General features: G+C 69.9%; 19 protein-coding genes and 1 tRNA gene. 12 read left to right on the forward strand and 8 right to left on the reverse strand.

Annotated elements, in window-relative coordinates:
* Nucleotides 1-13 precede the first annotated feature (13 nt).
* From RF647_RS09005 to RF647_RS09025, 5 genes are all read left to right on the forward strand, one after another.
* Nucleotides 14-916: a tachylectin-related carbohydrate-binding protein gene (locus tag RF647_RS09005; protein WP_368811440.1), complete on the forward strand. Its 903-nt coding sequence runs from the start codon at nucleotides 14-16 to the stop codon at nucleotides 914-916.
* Between the two features lie 573 nt (nucleotides 917-1489).
* Nucleotides 1490-2044, forward strand: a complete 555-nt coding sequence (locus tag RF647_RS09010) for a hypothetical protein (protein WP_368811442.1) — start codon at nucleotides 1490-1492, stop codon at nucleotides 2042-2044.
* 158 nt (nucleotides 2045-2202) lie between these two features.
* Entirely contained in the window at nucleotides 2203-2475 is a 273-nt protein-coding gene (locus tag RF647_RS09015) for a hypothetical protein (protein WP_368811443.1), read from the forward strand.
* Between the two features lie 958 nt (nucleotides 2476-3433).
* Entirely contained in the window at nucleotides 3434-3877 is a 444-nt protein-coding gene (locus RF647_RS09020; RefSeq protein WP_368811444.1) for an excalibur calcium-binding domain-containing protein, read from the forward strand.
* A 301-nt stretch (nucleotides 3878-4178) separates the two neighbouring features.
* Entirely contained in the window at nucleotides 4179-4610 is a 432-nt protein-coding gene (locus tag RF647_RS09025; RefSeq protein WP_368811658.1) for a sortase, read from the forward strand.
* A gap of 1391 nt (nucleotides 4611-6001) precedes the next feature.
* On the opposite strand, the gene RF647_RS09030 is transcribed toward RF647_RS09025, so the two are convergent.
* A complete protein-coding gene (locus tag RF647_RS09030; protein WP_368811445.1) occupies nucleotides 6002-6241 on the reverse strand; it encodes a helix-turn-helix transcriptional regulator in 240 nt (79 codons plus the stop codon).
* A 313-nt stretch (nucleotides 6242-6554) separates the two neighbouring features.
* Here RF647_RS09030 and xerC point away from each other — a divergent pair, with 313 nt between their 5' ends.
* Nucleotides 6555-7493, forward strand: a complete 939-nt coding sequence (gene xerC, locus RF647_RS09035; protein ID WP_368811446.1) for a tyrosine recombinase XerC — start codon at nucleotides 6555-6557, stop codon at nucleotides 7491-7493.
* A 21-nt stretch (nucleotides 7494-7514) separates the two neighbouring features.
* Here the strand turns inward: xerC and RF647_RS09040 are convergent, their stop codons facing one another.
* Both RF647_RS09040 and RF647_RS09045 read right to left on the reverse strand, forming a co-directional pair.
* Nucleotides 7515-8246 (reverse strand): TIGR02391 family protein, encoded by a 732-nt coding sequence (locus RF647_RS09040; protein WP_368811447.1) that lies wholly within the window; start codon nucleotides 8244-8246, stop codon nucleotides 7515-7517.
* 162 nt (nucleotides 8247-8408) lie between these two features.
* A tRNA-Ala gene (locus RF647_RS09045) sits at nucleotides 8409-8481 on the reverse strand.
* 120 nt (nucleotides 8482-8601) lie between these two features.
* Here RF647_RS09045 and RF647_RS09050 point away from each other — a divergent pair.
* Nucleotides 8602-9483 (forward strand): LysR family transcriptional regulator substrate-binding protein, encoded by an 882-nt coding sequence (locus RF647_RS09050; protein ID WP_368811448.1) that lies wholly within the window; start codon nucleotides 8602-8604, stop codon nucleotides 9481-9483.
* A gap of 6 nt (nucleotides 9484-9489) precedes the next feature.
* On the opposite strand, the gene RF647_RS09055 is transcribed toward RF647_RS09050, so the two are convergent.
* Both RF647_RS09055 and RF647_RS09060 read right to left on the reverse strand, forming a co-directional pair.
* Nucleotides 9490-9813 (reverse strand): antibiotic biosynthesis monooxygenase, encoded by a 324-nt coding sequence (locus RF647_RS09055; RefSeq protein ID WP_368811449.1) that lies wholly within the window; start codon nucleotides 9811-9813, stop codon nucleotides 9490-9492.
* The gene (locus RF647_RS09060; RefSeq protein ID WP_368811450.1) at nucleotides 9810-10820 is read right to left on the reverse strand and encodes a mechanosensitive ion channel family protein; all 1011 of its coding nucleotides are present in this window, start codon (nucleotides 10818-10820) and stop codon (nucleotides 9810-9812) included. The genes RF647_RS09055 and RF647_RS09060 overlap by 4 nt, the downstream gene beginning before the upstream one ends.
* Before the next feature lie 124 nt (nucleotides 10821-10944).
* Here RF647_RS09060 and RF647_RS09065 point away from each other — a divergent pair, with 124 nt between their 5' ends.
* Nucleotides 10945-11700, forward strand: coding sequence for a DedA family protein (locus RF647_RS09065; protein WP_368811451.1), 756 nt, complete (start codon nucleotides 10945-10947; stop codon nucleotides 11698-11700).
* A 9-nt stretch (nucleotides 11701-11709) separates the two neighbouring features.
* Here RF647_RS09065 and RF647_RS09070 read toward each other — a convergent pair whose 3' ends face one another.
* A complete protein-coding gene (locus RF647_RS09070) occupies nucleotides 11710-12507 on the reverse strand; it encodes a magnesium and cobalt transport protein CorA (RefSeq protein ID WP_368811452.1) in 798 nt (265 codons plus the stop codon).
* Between the two features lie 86 nt (nucleotides 12508-12593).
* Between RF647_RS09070 and RF647_RS09075 the strand changes: the two genes are divergently transcribed.
* From RF647_RS09075 to RF647_RS09090, 4 genes are read left to right on the forward strand one after another with little or no spacing between them, the layout of a single operon-like run.
* Nucleotides 12594-13067: an NUDIX hydrolase gene (locus RF647_RS09075; RefSeq protein WP_368811454.1), complete on the forward strand. Its 474-nt coding sequence runs from the start codon at nucleotides 12594-12596 to the stop codon at nucleotides 13065-13067.
* Nucleotides 13064-14089, forward strand: a complete 1026-nt coding sequence (locus RF647_RS09080) for a glycine betaine ABC transporter substrate-binding protein (RefSeq protein ID WP_368811455.1) — start codon at nucleotides 13064-13066, stop codon at nucleotides 14087-14089. Before RF647_RS09075 ends, RF647_RS09080 begins: the two co-directional genes overlap by 4 nt.
* A 56-nt stretch (nucleotides 14090-14145) precedes the next feature.
* The gene (locus RF647_RS09085; RefSeq protein WP_284563489.1) at nucleotides 14146-15363 is read left to right on the forward strand and encodes a pyridoxal phosphate-dependent aminotransferase; all 1218 of its coding nucleotides are present in this window, start codon (nucleotides 14146-14148) and stop codon (nucleotides 15361-15363) included.
* Nucleotides 15364-15412: 49 nt separating this feature from the next.
* Complete coding sequence (locus RF647_RS09090) at nucleotides 15413-16282, forward strand: PPK2 family polyphosphate kinase (protein ID WP_368811456.1); 870 nt, start codon at nucleotides 15413-15415, stop codon at nucleotides 16280-16282.
* Nucleotides 16283-16313: 31 nt separating this feature from the next.
* On the opposite strand, the gene RF647_RS09095 is transcribed toward RF647_RS09090, so the two are convergent.
* Nucleotides 16314-16589: an exodeoxyribonuclease VII small subunit gene (locus RF647_RS09095; protein WP_035927490.1), complete on the reverse strand. Its 276-nt coding sequence runs from the start codon at nucleotides 16587-16589 to the stop codon at nucleotides 16314-16316.
* Between the two features lie 59 nt (nucleotides 16590-16648).
* Nucleotides 16649-17962 (reverse strand): exodeoxyribonuclease VII large subunit, encoded by a 1314-nt coding sequence (xseA, locus tag RF647_RS09100; protein WP_368811457.1) that lies wholly within the window; start codon nucleotides 17960-17962, stop codon nucleotides 16649-16651.
* Between the last annotated feature and the right edge of the window lie 21 nt (nucleotides 17963-17983).

Below are 17983 nucleotides of genomic sequence, written 5' to 3' on the forward strand. Positions count from 1 at the left end.
CGAGGAGTGCGTGATGACCGAGCACACCCAGCCGGACGGGCCGACCCCGTCCGGGATCTCCCTGGTGATGTCCCGCCGCGGTCTGCTGACGGCCGGCACCGCGGTGGCCTCCGCCGTCGCCGTCGGAGCCGTGCCGACGACGGCGGCCGCCGCCCCCGACACCAACGGCGTCATCTACGGGATCGAGGACGACAAGGACCTGCTGTGGTACCGCCACGAGGGCCGCAGCAACGGCACGCCGCGCTGGGCCAACAACGGCACCGGGCGCAAGGTCGGCAGCGGGTGGGACTTCGCCCACGTCTTCGCCGGCGGCGCCGGGGTCGTCTACGGGGTCGAGCACGACGGGGACCTGCTGTGGTACCGCCACGAGGGCGCGACCGACGGCACGGCGCGCTGGGCCAACCGGGGCCGCGGGCGCAAGGTCGGCAGCGGGTGGGACTTCACCCACGTCTTCTCCGGCGGCGGCGGAGTCCTCTACGCGGTGCAGGGCAACGGTGACCTGTTCTGGTACCGCCACGAGGGGCGCAGCAACGGCACGGCGCGCTGGGCCAACAACGGCCGCGGGCGCAAGATCGGCAGCGGGTGGGACTTCGCCCACGTCTTCTCCGGCGGCGACGGGATCGTCTACGCGGTGGAGCACGACGGGGACCTGCTGTGGTACCGCCACGAGGGACGCGGCGACGGCACGGCGCGCTGGGCCAACAACGGCCGCGGGCGCAAGATCGGCAGCGGGTGGGACTTCGCCCACGTCTTCGGCGGTGGAGGCGGGATCGTCTACGCGGTGGCGTTCGACGGCGACCTGTTCTGGTACCGCCACGAGGGACGCGGCAACGGCACGCCGCGCTGGGCCAACAACGGCACCGGGCGCAGGATCGGCAACGGGTGGAACTTCGAGCACGTCCTCTACGGGAACTAGCGAGCGACTCCCGGTCCTCCGGCGCCGTGCGGACGAGGTCCCTCGGAGGACCGCGGGGACGTCGCGGCGGACCCACGGGCCGGCCGCACCGGCCCGCACCACGAAGGCCCGCGCACGACGAAGGCCCCCGTTCGGTGTCCTGCCGAACGGGGGCCTTCGTCTCCGGTGGAGCTAAGGGGAATCGAACCCCTGACCTTTTCACAGGGGTTCACGCATTCCGGTGCATGGCATTGAGTAGCCATATTTCCCGGAATCACAGGCGACAACGGGGGTTCCAGGCACTAGTGGCATGTCGTCGCATTCCGGGGACAGGCGACCAATCCGGGGACTATTCGGGGATCAATCCAGGGCATTGCGGGCCTGGTGCAGCCCTGCCGTTTGATCTGATCGCCTGCTTCGCCTTTTCCCCGGGAGACTCTCGGGGCACCCATGTGCAGAAGTAGCTAGTGCGGGTCATGTAAGAGGTGCCTTGTGCACTCGGAGGTAGGTCATAGTGCGGCCGGCTCGGCGCGGCTCCAACCCCGGTTGTTTGCGCCAGTTAACGTGAGATGACCCCCACAGAAAGGCCTCCCAGTGTCCACGACCTCCTCCAAACCCCGCCGGAGAACCCTTCGCAAGATAGCCATCGGTCTCGGCATTTTCATTGTGGCGTGGATTGCCTTCGGGTTGTATCTCACGGCCACCGGGTGGGAGCCGGAGGAAGCAGCGGCGCCGATGGCGACTGAGTCCTCGACCCCGTCCTCCGAATCGACCACAGCGGAGCCGACCCCGGAGCCGACCCCGGAGCCGACCCCGGAGCCGACCCCCGAGCCGACCCCCGAGCCGACCCCCGAGCCGACCCCCGAGCCGACCCAAGACCTCGCGGCGGAAGTGAACACCGACCTAGCCGACTACGTAGCCCCGGAGTGGCGCGGCGTCGTAACCGGAGTCAGCACGGACGGCCAGCTCGTCGTCGTAGACACCACTCTCGTGGACCCGCGCCAGGAGTCTTCTGCGGAAGGGATGGTGGCGGCGACGGTGTGCTCCTCGACTGAACGGGTGGTCGGTGACGACAAGACCGTACGCGTTCAGGAGACCGATGGGACGACTTTCGCCACCAATCAGTTCGGGGAGTGCGCGGAATACTGATCTACGGAAATCGCCGGGCTTCGGTTGCAGTGAAAGGGCTCCACCGGGATCGCCGGTGAGGAGGGAATGCACATATCCTCTCGGCACTGAATGGGACTATCCGGGTGCATGGAAAGCCATGCGCGACGTTGAGGAAACGAAGGGTGAACATGCGTTCTGTGAAGGCATCCGAGCTGAGCAAAACCAACATTGGACAGTGGGTCATCCTCGGGGGGTCCGAGGACGCCGAGCGCGGGACGCTCGTGGAGGTCGAGCACATTCCCGAGCTTCTCCCGAGCGAGCATGGTCAGGGCGGTCGTGGCGGGGTCTCCATCGCCCTGCATGCGGGCAGAGGGAAGGCGCGGAGGGTGGAGCAGTTCTTAGAGCTGAACCAGGAGGTCATAGTCGGGGACTCGCCCGACGAGGTCGTCTTGGCCAGGGCCCTCAACTAGATCTGCCGGCCTGAGTCGGTTGTCCCACTGGGACACCCTGTGGGACTCCAGACGGAGTCCGGACGGAGTCCCACCGGCCCCGTCTGAACCCGACCCGGAAGTACCTTCCGTGCTTCTGCGCCCCGCCTATGAGAGCGTCCGGCCTTCTTCTGAAGTGGACACATGACCGCTGCTCCTGCCTTCGCAGCCCTCTGCCCGTCCCGCACCCATGCCGACACCCTTGTCGTGAACCCTGGGTGCCCTGCCGGTGCCGGGACGGTCGAGCTGGGTCCAGCTGCGCTCGCGGGCCACGGCCCCGAGATCGTGGCGGCCGCGATCGTGCGCGGGCTGTGGCTGGCGGCCGGTGACGAGTCGGAGCCCCTGTCGGCTCGGGTGGGGACTTGCACGACGGCGGGATCCTCGGCAACCGTGCCCGGGCCTGGACGTGGCCCAGGACGGCGACCACGTGGGCGCAAGGCTGGGTCTGCTGTACGCCTAGGACGACTGAGCCAGGCGCTAGAACCTGGACCGGATCACCCGACTGGTGGCCGCCGAGACCCTGGCCTTGGATGGCGAGCGCCAGGGGAGTCGTAGGCGGTCCTGAGAAGCCCTGGGACCACGTCCCGGACGTTTCCACTCATGGGAAGTCATGAACATCCGTCAGAGCGACGCTCGCGGCCCGTGCACCGGGAGGGAATTCCAACCAGCTCAGGGTGGCCGCAGGTCATGTCGGGCCTTCAAGTCACCGCCTGGGATCGGTTCCCTAGATTTCTGCGCTTATGAGCGTCGACTCCCCGGGGGTGCATCTGGTCCAGGGGCCAGGCTGTCCGGGACAAGCGGGACACTCGCGACGGTGGTCCAGAGTCGAGCGTTCTGTCGGCCTTGCCGACACGCCGGGGGAGGCGCTTGTGGGAATGAGGATTCATCAACATGCATACAGTCAAGTGTCCCCCCTCACCCCCCACCAGGAGGAATAGCTATGAAGAAAATGGCAGCAGGTGCGGCTATCGTGGCCGCCGTTGGATTCTCGGCCCTGACCGCGACCCCGGCTATGGCAGTCCCGTTCCCCAACTGCTCGGCGGCGGAAGCGGCTGGCCGTTTCGACATTCCGGTTGGCGACCCCGCTTACGGTGAGCACCTGGACAGCGACCTCGACGGCATCGGTTGCGAGAGCGGCAACGTGGTCTCTGAACCGCAGCCCGAGGTCAACAACCAGCCCGAGGTTTACAACCAGCCCGAGCAGGAAGTCGTCACGGGCACCCATGAGTCCCAGGTTGTCGGCGTTCCGGTTGGCGGTGCGGAGACCGGCGTGGCCGTCGAGGAGTCCTCCAACGCGGGCGGTATCGCCGTCGCCGGTGGCCTCGGCCTGGCTGTGGCCGCCGGTGCCGCTGTTGTGGTTCGCCGCCGCACCGCTCAGGCGTAGTCGAAGCGACCGCTGAAACCCATCGGATAGGTTCTATTCCGTGATGAGTTCTGTGTGCGACCGCCGTAGGGGCCTTCTAGCTCCTGCGGCGGTCGCGCTCATGCTCATGACTGGCTGTTCGGCTGACACCAGTCCGGCAACGGCGACCTACAGCAACACGACAACCCCATCGGTGTCTGCGACACCAACAGCATCCGCGACACTAATAGCCCGGCCGTCACCCGAAAAATCGGCTTCACCATCGGCATCACCAACAACCGGGGGTCTGCCTCCGGTGATGGTGGAATCCAAGCCCGTGGCCATGCGCATCCCTTCCACAGGGACCCAATCTCACCTACTGCACCTCGGACTTCGCGCCAACGGTTCCCTCGATGTGCCTCCGGGCGACCCCGGGGCACCGGCTGCCTGGTACACAGGCTCACCGACTCCAGGCGAACGAGGGCCATCTGTCCTGTTGGGGCACGTCAACGCCACGGACGGAGGCCCAGGTGTCTTCGCCCGTCTGCGTGGACTCAACCCCGGGGACCACATCGAAGTCGAGCGTGAAGACGGGACGACTGCTGTATTCATGGTGGAACGCGGCGAGCAATACTCCCAGAACGCGTTCCCCACCATGGATGTGTACGGCAATACCTCGGGATCCGAACTGCGCGTCATCACCTGCGACGGCTACGACCCCGCGACGGGCACGTTCAACGACAACTATGTTGTCTACGCCAAACTAGTCCGCTGACATGCTCGCCCGGGCAGGCGAACATCGGGGCCAGAGATACCCGCTGGCCTCTGGGTCCACAGGACACATGAGTCGACCGGGTTTTCGTCAGATTGCCGGCTCCACTTGTCGGCGGGGTAGACAAGCACCGGGCCGACGGCGAGCCGGATTCGGCCAGTAGCCGATCCAGTTCACGACAGAAAATAGCGCGCTGGATTCCATGGCCGTCCACAACAAGCCAGCCCACCCGAGCTTCCCGTGGGCCCCGCTGCTCTGAGGGAGTCAGTGGTGACTCCTGCGGCTTTTTTCTCGCCCATGGTTTTCCCGCGTTCCAAGAAATATCCCCGCGGGCGGCTTCTCTTCAAGTCCATGGATCTCCCGGGGCTACCGCCGGTTGCCTTCTCGGTGAGCGCGGCGACATGAGACAGGGCCTTCAGGGTCAAGGGCAAGAGAGTGAGTCGGTTTTGGGCAGAATTCGATCGGTGTTCACATCGAGGACCTCTCGCTAGTCGGCATGTTCACGACGTCCGCGAGTCCATTGACATGTGCGGAGTTGAGCAAGGTGCGGCCGAGGCGCGCGGCCCCATACCGTGGGCCCTTTGGATGCACCACGACTTCCCGGGCTCGGGCCTTGTCCAGCCGGAAGTACTCAGTGGCCCAATCCATGACCTCGGTCCCATGATTGGCGTCTACGACGTGGATCAGATGTTCAAAGGCATCTGTCTTGGCATCGGCATCTGCCCCAACCGCAGCTCTGGCCCAGATCTCAACAGCTTGGTAAGTGTGGGAGAGCGCTTCCGTCTCCTCCACCGTGTTCCGCGAGACGTCCGTCTCGGCAAAGGAATGAACAGGTGCATGAGCAGGTACTGCGTCGGTAGGGGCCCGCCGGCGGGACGGGGGCGGTCCCATTGGCGGGACGGGGGTGGTCCCGCTGGCGGGACGGGCTGTCCCGAGATTGTCCCCGTGGGACTCCCCCCGGGACACTTTCGGGACAGTCACCCTGTACGTCGTGGCGGAAGACCCACCGCCCTGACGGATCACGACAAGCCATCCGTCGGCCACAAGCTCCGACAACTTGCGGCTCACCGTGGATCGGCCCAGTCCTGTCGCAATCCTCAGTCGCTTCATACCCGGCCGGGCTTCATTGAGGATTTGGGCGTGCCCGGGGCCGTTGGCATAGGAAAGTAGCGCCAGTAGCACGGCACGGGTGTCGTTGTTCATCTGAGTGCGTGCAATGGCGTTGAATGTGGCCCACCACTCGGCGTTTCTTGGGGTGCCTGACGATTGGCGAGGGGGCACTCGTGGGGCCATATCTACCCAGGAATTCCCTGCGGAGTCTTGATGTTGGCTCGTCCGCTGCGCCCCGTGCGCGGAGCTGCTACCTGCTGGGGACGTCTTGGCCTGCTCTCTGCTCACGCGGCCTCCCCCAGTCGCTCGCGGATCCACGCCTCGACGTCCTCAGTCCGATACTTCACATACCGGCCGACAGTGAAGCCGGCGGGGCCGTAGTCGTCCACCCGCCACCGGCGCACGGTTTGGAGCGGAACCCCAAGGTAGTCGGCAAGATCCTTCATGCCGAGCAGGCGGGGAAGCGCGACGGTGGTTTGTGAGTGGGTTCCCACGGTGTCCTCCTGTTGTGCATTGGTTTGCATTCGTCATCAATTCTCCCGGAAAACCAACAGTGCCGTTGGCCACTACCTGCCGGTAGGGTTGCGGAAAGCAAACACGAGGGTAGGAGAGGTCATGCCGAGGGCGCGGTTGGAGGTCGGCGAACACGGGGAAGTCAGCTACAGCACGGGTGGACCTCGGAAGGTCCGGGCCCGTGCGAGATTTCGGGACGCCGCGGGCCGGGAACGCTACGCCCAGGCCACCGGTACGTCTCAGGCGGCCGCTCGGAGGGCCCTGGAGGCCACGATTCGCGAGCGCGTTCGGGATGTTGGTCAGGATCTGAAGCCAACCAGTTCCGTGACCGAGGCCGCGAGGGCGTGGCTGACTGAGCTGGACGCATCTGACCGGCGTGACCGGACCCGGGCCGAGTACCGGGCCACCGTGGAAAGCACTATTGTCCCCGCTCTCGGGGGATTGCTGTTGCGAGAGGTCACCGTGGGAAAGCTCCAGCGGTTCCTGTCGGCGCTCGCGGCGGACACCCCGGCCAAAGCACGGAATACCAAGGTCGTGCTGTCCGAAATGTTTGGCTACGCCGTCCGGCACGACGCCCTGGAGCGCAACCTAGTGCGGGACACCCGCCTGCCCCGCGTGCCCAAGAAACCGCCACGGGCGCTCACTCCTGAGCAGTTTCGGACCCTGCGGGACAACGTGAGGGCCTGGCAGTTGCACCCGGCGGACACGGGACGGCCTAGGACTCCTGATCTTCTGGACGCCCTGGACGTGCTCGCCGGCACCGGGCTGCGGATCGGTGAGCTGTGCGCCCTGCGATGGGTGGACGTGGACTTGGAGATAGAGCGGCCGACCCTGACGGTCACCGGGACGGTCGTGCAAGTGAAGGGTCGGGGGCTGGTTCGCCAGCCGATGCCGAAAACGGATGCCGGGCACCGGACTGTCGTGCTACCGGCTTTCGTCGTGGCGGTCCTCCTGCGCCGGTCCGTGGCGGTCCGGGAGGGCGACGACTCAGGCCTGGCGTTCCCGTCCGCCGCGCTGACCCTGCGGTCCCCGCACAACCTGCGCCGCCAGCTCCGGGAGGCCCGGGGTGAAGGTTTCGAGTGGGTGACCCCGCACACGCTTCGGCGGGCGGTGGCCACGCTGATCGACCGGCACACGTCCACGGAAGATGCCGCCGCTCAGCTCGGCCACAATGGCACAGCGGTCACGTCCCGGCACTACGTGGAGCGGGCGGCGCTGGCCCCCGACCTGTCGGCCGTCCTGGAGCAGTTCGCGGGGAAGTGAGTCGGGGGACAGCCGCCGGGGTTAGAACGGGGGCGGCTCCTCCAAGGTCTCCAGCTCGCACTCCTCTATCCATGTGGCGAGCAGGCTGATGGACGTGAGCTTAGACAGGGCCTCCATCTCGTCCATCTCGTCTGTCGTGTGCGTGCTCGTGTTTCTGATCGCTTTGAAGCATCCGACGGCGTACTGACGGATCCCGTCGTTCATGGACCGGACGGTGGTGTCCGAGGGATTCCCGGGCCACCGAAGGCGGGGAGAATTGGGCTTGGGGGGATCGCTGCTGAATGCCTGTGCCATGAGGCCGCTGTCCGAAACGTCCTTACGCCCGACTCGATCCTGAACCCACTCGTTGATCGCTGTGCAAGCGGTCTGCACTGCGGTGGTGCGGTGGCCGTTCTTCCAGAAGGCCCGTGCTGCTTCCCAAACCCGGGGGTGTAGGCCGTCAGCGGACAGTCTAGGGGCGCTGTTTCCCAGGTGGAGTTCCGTCAATTCTTTTGTGCGGACCGCGCCGCGGACTTCCATGGCCACCCGTCGTCCGCTCCGGAAATCCAGAGTGCCGCCGAAGGAACTGATCTCATACAACGTCTCAATGTCGGGGCGTTCCCGCTGGATGATGGCCAGCACGCGGGGCACCAGTTCTAGGGCTCGATCCTCGGCGGCCTGACGCTCAATGCCGTGGCCACTCGTGTACTCGTCAACGGCCCGGATCCACTCGCTGAGCCACTTGGTCATGAAATCGCGCTGTCCAGGGTCCATGCATTCGAGTCTATGGAGAGGGGAGCTACGGCGCTTCTCTGCCGCGCCTGAAGGGGTATGTCTAGACGAATCCGGGGATTAAGCGGGGACTTGGGCGCTTGCAGCTGGAAATGCAAGTGGCCCCCACCAGACGTCTTGTCTGGTGGGGGCCACTTTCACCGGTGGAGCTAAGGGGAATCGAACCCCTGACCTTTTCATTGCGAACGAAACGCTCTACCAACTGAGCTATAGCCCCGGAGCAACCGTTCCATCGTATACATCCCGCGCCGGTTTCGCATCTCGGGCCCCCGGCGCGTCCGGCGCGGTCCCCGCCGGTGGTCGGGGAGCAGGGCCGGCAGTGGGTAGATTGACCGGCATGGACGACGCGCCCGGATCCCACGACCCCGCAGCCGACGAGGCCGGCGAGACGGCAGACCTGGCGGTCGCCTTCGTTCCCGGCGTGATGCCCGGCAAGTGGTTCTTCCGGTGGCGGGACCGCAACCCCGGCCGCGTCCTCGCCGAGCGCCCGCTCGAGACGGACGCGTGGCAGGAGGAGCTGGGAGCGAGGCGCGCCCACGCGTGCTTCGTACGGCTGCCCGCGCACCCGCGCCCCGGGATCGACGACCTCGCCACGCTGCGCGAGGAGTACCGGGCTGTGGAGCTCTACGCGGAGCAGCAGGTCGTGGTGCTGCCCCGGGACCACGAGCTGACCCTGCTCGACGAGGTGCCGGTCGCGGAGCTCGTGGACGAGGTGCTGCTGCAGGAGCCGGCGACCCTGCCCGAGCGCCACCGGCTGCGGTCCCCGGAGGCGGTCGCCGCGGACGCGCCGCTGCCCCCGATGCGCCACTCCCGGGACGCCGTCGAGCTCGTCGCCGCGGGGCTGGGGCTGGTGGTCGTGCCCATGTCGCTCGCCCGGCTGCACCACCGCAAGGACCTTGTCCACCGCGTGGTGCCCGATGCCGCCACGGTCCCCGTGGCGCTGGTGTGGCCGCAGGACCTGCCGGAGGAGCAGGAAGAGCTCGTGCAGGACTTCGTGGGCGTCGTCCGCGGCAGGGGGCTCAACAGCTCCCGGGGCGCTCCCGCACCGGCGTCCCCGGCCGCGGAGGACCGGCCGGCCGCCAAGGCGGGACCGGCCCGGGCGCCGTCGTCGCGCCGTGGGGGACAGCCCCCGCAGGGGGCACGGCGGGTGGGCGGGGCGCGGTCCGGTCGCGGTGGGCCCAAGGGCGGCCGCCGGTCCGGCGGCCGCGGCCGGCGCTGAGGGCGCCTACCGCTGTCCGGAGGACTGCTGCTCGACGGCCACCGTGTAGGACCACAGCTCCGAGGCGGTGCCCACGGGCCGGGGGCGCTCGCCCTCCCCGGCGGGTCCGCCGTGGGACCGGGCGAAATCCTGCGAAGACCGCCAGGCGTCGTAGGAGTCCTCGTCGGCCCACCGGGTGAGCACGAGCCACTGCGAGCGCCCGTCCGTGGGCCGCAGCAGCTCGAAGCCCGCGACCTCGGCCATGGAGCCGCTGTGGGCGGCGAAGCGCCGGCCCAGCTCGTCGCCGGAGTCGGCCGGGACGGTGATGGCGTTGATCTTGACGATGCTCATGCGTCCGATCCTGGCACATCGCGCCGGACCGACCGGACCTGTCCCGTCTCCGGCGGACCGGGCGCCGCGACCCCGGCATCGGCCTGCCGGATCACGGTCTGGTTCAGCAGGGGCACGTGCAGGCCCTCGCGGTCGAGCATCTTCTTGATCCGCAGCCGCAGCGCCCGGGCCACGTCCCACTGCTTGAGGGGGACCGTGCGGACGGCCACTCGCACGGTGACGGACTCCCCGGTTACGGCCTCCACGCCCCACACCTCCGGGTCCTCGGTGATGTACTCGCCGACCTTCGGGTCGTCCCGCAGCAGCCCCGCCTCGTGCAGGATCAGCTCCGTGACCAGCTCGATGTTCGTGTCGTAGGGCACCGGCAGGTCCAGCACGCAGCGGGCCCAGCCCTGGGACTGGTTGCCCACGCGCAGGATCTCCCCGTTGCGCACGTGCCACAGGGTGCCGTTGACGTCCCGGACCTGCGTCACGCGCAGCCCCACGGACTCCACGGTCCCGCTCGCCTCGCCGAGGTCGACGACGTCCCCGATGCCGAGCTGGTCCTCGGCGACCATGAAGATCCCGGACAGGTAGTCCTTCACCAGGGACTGCGCCCCGAAGCTCAGGGCCACGCCGGCGATGCCGGCGGAGGCCAGGACCGGGCCGATGTCGTAGTCGAGCTCCGAGATGATCATCACCAGGGCCACGGCCCAGATCACCACCGTCCCCACGGACGAGAGCACCGAGCCGATGGTGTGGGCGCGCTGGGACTGCCGCGCGCCGGCCAGGCCCGCGTCCTCGACCCAGCGCGGCCTGCCCCGCTCCATCCGGCGCACGATCCGCGACCGGGTGCCCTTCGCGATCCCCCCGGTGACCCGGCGGATCAGCAGCCGCACCACGGCGGCCAGGATCGAGGCACCCAGCAGCACCAGCAGGATCCGCAGCGGCTTGTCGAGCCAGAACTCCCACACCGGGTCCAGGGCCGGCACGGGGGTGGACAGGAGGAGGGGGACGGGGAGGAGCATGGAGGAAGCGTAACGAACGACGTCCGCGACCCGTCAGCCGTCCAGCCGACCCGGAGGTGCGTCGGGCACAATGGTGGTCGCACCCGCCGGGCCTCCGCCCCGCCCCGCCCACCGCCGAGGACCCATGACTGCACCCAGCCCCGCCCTGACCGCCGCCCCCGACCTGACCGCCGCCCCGGACGCGGCCGTCCTGGCCGCCCGGATCACCGGGGCCCGGGACTCCGGCGCCGAGACGCTGGGCGGGATCGCCGACTGGGCCGTCGGCGTCATGGAGGCCATCGGCGCCCCGGGCGCCGGGCTGCTCGTCGCCCTCGAGAACCTCTTCCCGCCGCTGCCGTCCGAGGTGATCCTCCCGCTGGCCGGGTTCACCGCGAGCCAGGGCAGCTTCTCGCTGGGCGGGGCGGTCTTCTGGACAACCCTGGGCTCGGTGGTCGGCGCCGTGGCCCTCTACTGGATCGGTGCCGCGCTCGGCCGCCGCCGGCTGCGGGCGATCGTGGACCGGATGCCCCTGGTCGACCTGCACGACCTCGACCGCACCGAGGCGTGGTTCGAGCGGCATGGGAAGGCCGCCGTCTTCTTCGGGCGCATGATCCCCGTCTTCCGGTCGCTGATCTCGGTCCCCGCCGGCATCGAGCGGATGTCCTTCGGCGCGTTCGTCCTGCTCACCACGGCGGGCTCCCTGATCTGGAACACCATCTTCGTGCTCGCCGGGTTCTACCTCGGCGAGAACTGGCACGTCGCCGAGCAGTACGCCGGGACCTTCTCCCGGATCGTGGTCGTCACCGTGGCGGTCCTGATCGCGTGGTGGGTGCTCAAACGGGTGCTGCGCAACCGCCGGGGCTTGTCCGACTCGGCCCGCCGCGAGCGCGGGCAGCTGTGACCGCGGCGGTCACAGCCACCGTTTGAACTGGAACACGACGTAGAGCACCACGCCCGTCACGAGCATCAGCCCCAGCGCCATGGGGTAGCCCCACACCCAGGACAGCTCCGGCATGAACCGGAAGTTCATCCCGTACACGGAGCCGATGATCGAGGGCGCGAACAGGATCGCCGCCCAGGAGGAGATCCGCTTCATCTGCTCGTTCTGCTCGATCGCGGCCTCGTTCGGCCGGGCGGCGAGCTGCGTGGAGTCCAGGGCGTCCGAGATCTCGTCGATGTCGTTCTCGAGCCCCTCGACCACCGGGTCGTAGTCGTCCACGGTCTGGTCGAGCACCGCGTAGAGGACGGCCTCCGCGCCGGTCACCAGCAGGGCGGGCTGCGACTCCACCCGGGCCCGGACCCGCCCGACCCGCCCGTGCTCGGACTGCCGGACGGTGATCACGAAGCCGGGTCCCGTGACGATGTGGATCTGCCCGAAGTCGACCGTCTCGGTGGCGTCCTGGTAGAAGGCGGGGCGCAGCACCGTGAACAGGGTGCTCCCGTAGCGGTCGAGCTTGGGTCGCTGCTCGGCCTGCCGGATGTCCTCCACGGCGAGCTCGTGCAGGCCGAACTGCTCGGCCAGGGAGTCGAGCTCGTCCGCGGAGGGCCGGCACAGGCCGATCCAGACGAGGACGCAGTGCTCCCCGGCCTCGGTGCGGCGGGGGTCCTCGGCCCGCAGCCGGGCGAGCAGCCGGTAGGTCTCCTCGAGCGTGGCGGGGGACGCGATGCGCTGCCCGCCCCGGTAGACGGCGTTGTCGACGATGCTCACGCGCCCATTGTCCCCGGGGGCCGATCCACCGGCCCGCCCGCCGCGCGCTGTCGGCGCCCCGTCCCGGGCGTTCCTAGAATGGGGGCATGAGTTTCCCCATGGACACCCGGGTGGGTGCCTACGCCGTGATCGTCCAGGACGGGGCGGTGCTGCTCAGCCACTGGAACCCGCGCCACCCCACGCTACGGGGGGCGTGGAGCCTGCCCGGCGGCGGCATGGAGATCGGGGAGCAGCCCGCGCAGACCGCGCTGCGGGAGGTGCACGAGGAGACCGGCTTCACCGTGGAGCTCGACCAGCTGCTCGGCGTGCACAGCCGCCACATGGACGCCAGCGAGCGGCTGGACGGCCGGGACCGGCCCTTCCACGCCCTGCGCGTGATCTACCGCGCCCACATCACCGGCGGGACGCTCACGTCGGAGCAGGACGGCTCCTCCGACGAGGCCCGCTGGTTCCCCCTGGCGGCGCTGCCGCAGCTGCCCCTGGTCAGCCTCGTGCCCGTGGGCCTCGAGCTGGCCGGGCTCGTGGCCGCGGGCCCGGCGGGACCGGGGGAGGGCCGGTGAGCCGCCGTCGTGCCGCCGCGGGCCTGCTCGCCGTCGCCGCGCTCACCGGGTGCGGCGGCGCGGCCCCGGAGCAGCCGCCTGCCACCGCGGCGTCCCCCGCTGCGGAGCCGGTCCGGATCGCGGTGGGACCCACCGGGCAGACGGCCGTGCTCGCCCACGTCTACGCCGGGCGGCTGCGGGAGGCGGGCTTCGACGCGAGCGTGGTCGACGCCGGGACCGAGCGCGCCGACTACCTCGGGGCCCTCGAGCGGGGGGAGGTGGAGGTCGCCGCGGACTACTCCGGCAACCTCTACCTGCACCTGCGCGGCCGGGCGCCGGTGGGCCCGGCCTCCGCGGCGCCCGCGGACGAGGCGACGCCCACCCCCACGCCGTCCCCGGACGCCGAGGACGGCGGGCTCGCCGAGGACCTCTCCGAGCTGCTGGGACTTGGGGAGGAGCGCGCGGACGACGACGACGTGCTGGCCGGGGTGCAGGACGTGCTGCCCGAGGACCTGCGGACCCTCGAGCCGGCCCCGGCGGAGAACACGGTGGCGGTCGTCGTGACCCGGCCGACCGCCGTGGAGCACGAGCTCACCGATCTGGAGGACCTGGGCCCGGTGTGCGACGAGCTGGCGCTGGGCACCGACCTCGACTTCGCGGGCCGCTCCTACGGCCCGGAGGGACTGGAGGACGCCTACGAGTGCGTGCCCGGCAGGTTCGTGCCGTTCGGCGACCAGGACGACCTCGTGGACGCGCTGCTCGAGGACCGGGTGCAGGCCGCGGCCCTGTTCACGGCCTCGCCCGCCATCGAGGACAACGCCCTCGTGGTCCTGGCCGACCCGCTCAACAACTTCGTCCCGCAGCGGGTGGTCCCCGTGGCCGCCGAGGACCTGCCGGACGCCGCCGCGGACGTCGTCGACGGGGTCTCCGCGCAGATCGGCACCGAGGACCTCGTGCTGATGACCCGGATGACCTCCGCCCGCGACCCGTACACGCCCGAGGAGGCCGCGCGGTACTGGCTCGAGGGCGGCGACGACACCTGATCGGCGCACCGATGGGTGCCCCGGACGGCGTGCGACCCGGGGGTAAGGTGTACCGCATGTCAGTGGTGAAGCAGTCCGACAAGCTCAAGAACGTCCTCTACGACATCCGCGGCCCCGTGCTGGAGCAGGCGGAGCACATGGAGGCGGAGGGCCACCGGATCCTCAAGCTCAACATCGGCAACCCCGCGCCGTTCGGCTTCGAGGCACCCGATGCGATCCTCGTGGACATGATCAAGAACCTGCCCCACGCGCAGGGCTACTCGGACTCCCGCGGCATCTACTCGGCCCGCACGGCCGTGGTGCAGTACTACCAGACGCGCGGGATCATGAACCTCGACACCGACGACGTCTACCTGGGCAACGGCGTCTCCGAGCTCATCACCATGACGCTGCAGGCGCTGTGCAACCCGGGCGACGAGATCCTCATCCCGTCCCCCGACTACCCGCTGTGGACGGCGTCGGTGGCCCTGTCCGGAGGCACCCCCGTGCACTACCGGTGCGACGAGGACAACGACTGGAACCCGGACCTCGAGGACCTCGCGGCGAAGATCACCCCCAACACCAAGGGCATCGTGATCATCAACCCGAACAACCCCACCGGCGCGGTCTACTCCCGCGAGGTGCTGCAGACCATCGTTGACCTCGCCGCCGAGCACGAGCTGATCCTGTTCTCGGACGAGATCTACGAGAAGATCACCTACGACGACGCCGAGATGATCAACACCGCGACCCTCACCGGCGAGGACGTGCTGTGCCTGACCTTCTCCGGGCTCTCCAAGGCCTACCGGGTGGCCGGGTACCGCGCCGGGTGGCTGGCGATCACCGGGCCCAACTGGAAGGCCGAGAGCTTCATCGAGGGCATCAAGCTGCTCGCCAACATGCGCATGTGCGCCAACGTCCCGGCCCAGCACGCGATCCAGACCGCGCTCGGCGGCTACCAGTCGATCAACGACCTCATCCTCCCCGGCGGGCGGCTCAAGGCCCAGCGCGACCTCGCCCACCGGCGGCTCAACGAGATCGACGGCGTGTCCTGCCGGCAGGCCGACGGCGCCCTGTACCTGTTCCCGAAGCTCGACGTGGAGAAGTTCAACATCGTCGACGACGAGAAGTTCGCCCTCGACCTGCTCAAGGAGCAGAAGATCCTCGTCAGCCACGGCCGGGCGTTCAACTGGCCGGAGCCCGACCACTTCCGCCTCGTCACCCTGCCGTCCGTGGAGATGCTGGCCACGGCGCTGGACCGGATCGAGGAGTTCCTCGGCAACTACCGCCAGTGACCGGCGGGCCGCGCTCCGCGGCCCGCCCCGCACTCCCAGGAGGTCCCGCATGAGCGCAGCCGACCAGAGCCCCGGCACCGGGTTCGAGCAGGACGTGCGGCCCCTGCTGCGCGCCCGGGCGGGCCTGTCCCTGGACGCGGTGGACACCGGCTCCACCCCCGGGTTCCGGGGGAAGAAGCAGCAGGGCACCGCGCTGCGGGCCGCCCGGGACGCCGAGCTGTCCCGGCTGCAGCGCCAGATCTACGCCAACGCCACGGTGGGCGCCCGGCACCGGGTGCTGCTCGTGCTGCAGGGCATGGACACCTCCGGGAAGGGCGGCGTCATCCAGCACGTCCTGGGCGGGCTCAGCCCGCACGGCGTGCACACCCACGGCTTCGGCCGGCCCACCGAGGAGGAGGCCGCCCAGCACTTCCTCCAGCGGGTGCGGCGCCAGCTGCCCAGGCCCGGGGTGATCGGCGCGTTCGACCGGTCCCACTACGAGGACGTGCTCGTGCCCGTCGTGCACGACGTGCTCGACGACCGGCAGCTCGAGCGGCGCTACACCGAGATCCGGCACTTCGAGCAAGAGCTCGCCGACGACGGGGTGGTGGTCGTCAAGGTCTTCCTGCACCTGGGCCTGGACGAGCAGCGCGAGAACCTCCTCGCCCGCATGAGCGACCGGACGAAGCAGTGGAAGTTCGACCCCTCGGACCTCGAGGCGCGCAGCCGGTGGGAGACCTACATGGCCGCGTACGAACGGGCCATCGACGCGACCGACGCCGACCACGCGCCCTGGTACGTGGTGCCCACCGACCGGAAGTGGTACGCCCGGGCCGTGGTCCAGGACCTGCTGATCTCGGCGCTCTCGGGCCTGCGGCTCGAATGGCCGGACCCCGGCTACGACGTCGAGGACGCGCGCCGGCGCCTCTCCGAGCTCTGACCCGCGCCACGGCGGGCCGGGCGGGGCTGGCTCAGCCGCGCCCGGCGCCCTCCTCGCCGTCGCCCCCGTCGGCGTCCGCGCGCCGGCTCCGGGCCGCGTCGAGCCGCTCGCGGGCGCCGTCGAGCCACTGCTCGCAGCGGGTGGCGAGGGCCTCGCCGCGCTCCCAGAGCGCGAGGGACTCCTCGAGGGACGTGCCCCCGGCCTCGAGCCGGGAGACGACCTGCACGAGCTCCTCGCGGGCCTGCTCATAGCCCAGGCCGGCGATGTCGGACAGGTCGGGTGCTGCGGGGTGGTCGGTGCTCGCCATGGGTGGCGCCTCTCGTTCGGAACGGTCGGGGACGGCGGGGGTGCCGGTGCCGCGGTGGGTCAGGGGGAGCCGGGGTGCTCGCCGGGGTGCTCGCCCGGGTGCCGGGCGGAGACGGTCTCGGTGCGCACGCCGAGCTCGCCCACGGCCAGGCGCACCCCCAGCAGGTCCCCGGCGCGCACGGCGGCGGCGTCTGTGACCACGGCGCCGGAGGCGTCCAGGACCACGGAGTAGCCGCGCTGCAGGGTCTCCTGGGGGGACAGCGCCCGCACCCGGGCGCGCAGGGAGCGCACGGCGTCCCGCTCCCGCAGCGTCCGGGAGTCCACGGCGGACAGCGCCCGGGTGCGCCACCGGTCCACGTCCTCCTCCCGGAGCAGGATCATGTCCTCCGGCTGGGCCAGGACGGGCCGGGTGCGCACGGCGGTCAGACCGGCGGCCTCCCGGTCCAGGAAGCCCCGCACGGCGCGGTCCAGGCCCGCCCGGGCCCGGGCCACCCCGGCGCGCTCCTCGACGACGTCGGGGACGATCCGCTTGCCGGCGTCCGTGGGGGTCGAGGCCCGCAGGTCGGCCACCCAGTCGAGCAGCGGCTGGTCGTTCTCGTGCCCGATGGCACTGACCACCGGGGTGCGGGCGGCCGCCACGGCGCGGATCAGGGACTCGTCGCTGAAGGCCAGGAGGTCCTCGAAGGAGCCGCCGCCGCGGGCGATCACGATGACGTCCACCTCGGCCATGGCATCGAGCTCGCGCAGCGCCTGGGTCACGGCGCGCACCGCGCCGGAGCCCTGGACCGCGACCTCCCGCACCTCGAAGTCCACGGCCGGCCAGCGCAGGGACGCGTTGCGAATGACGTCCTTCTCGGCGTCCGAGTTGCGCCCCGTGACGAGGCCGACCCGGCGGGGGAGCAGGGGCAGGGGCTTCTTCCGGGCGGCGTCGAAGAGCCCCTCCTCGGCGAGGGCGCGCCGCAGCCGCTCGAGCCGTTCCAGCAGGTCGCCCAGGCCCACCGGGCGGATGCCGCGGCCCAGCATGGACAGCCGGCCGGTCTTGGCCCAGAAGTCCGGTTTGAGCTGGGCGACCACCCGCATCCCCTTCTCCAGGGGACGGTCCAGGTGGGCGGTCTCGTTGGCGAAGAGGGTCACGGGCACGGAGATCTCGGCGTCGACGTCCCGCAGGGTCACGTAGGTGACGCGGGCGCGCCGGTTGAGCTCGATGATCTGCCCCTCGACCCACGTGGGCGCGCAGCGGGCGATGTAGGCGTGCAGGTTCTCGGAGAGCATCCGCAGCGGCCACGGGTTCTCCGGGGTGGTCCGGTCCGCCCGCTGCGGCAGCTCCCGCTCGCCGCCCGCCGGGGCGTCCTGCTGCGGCTCCAGATACGTCATGCCTCATGCTTACCACCCGAC

This window comes from Kocuria sp. CPCC 205263, assembly GCF_040981075.1.
GTDB classification, from domain to species: Bacteria; Actinomycetota; Actinomycetes; order Actinomycetales; family Micrococcaceae; genus Kocuria; species Kocuria rosea.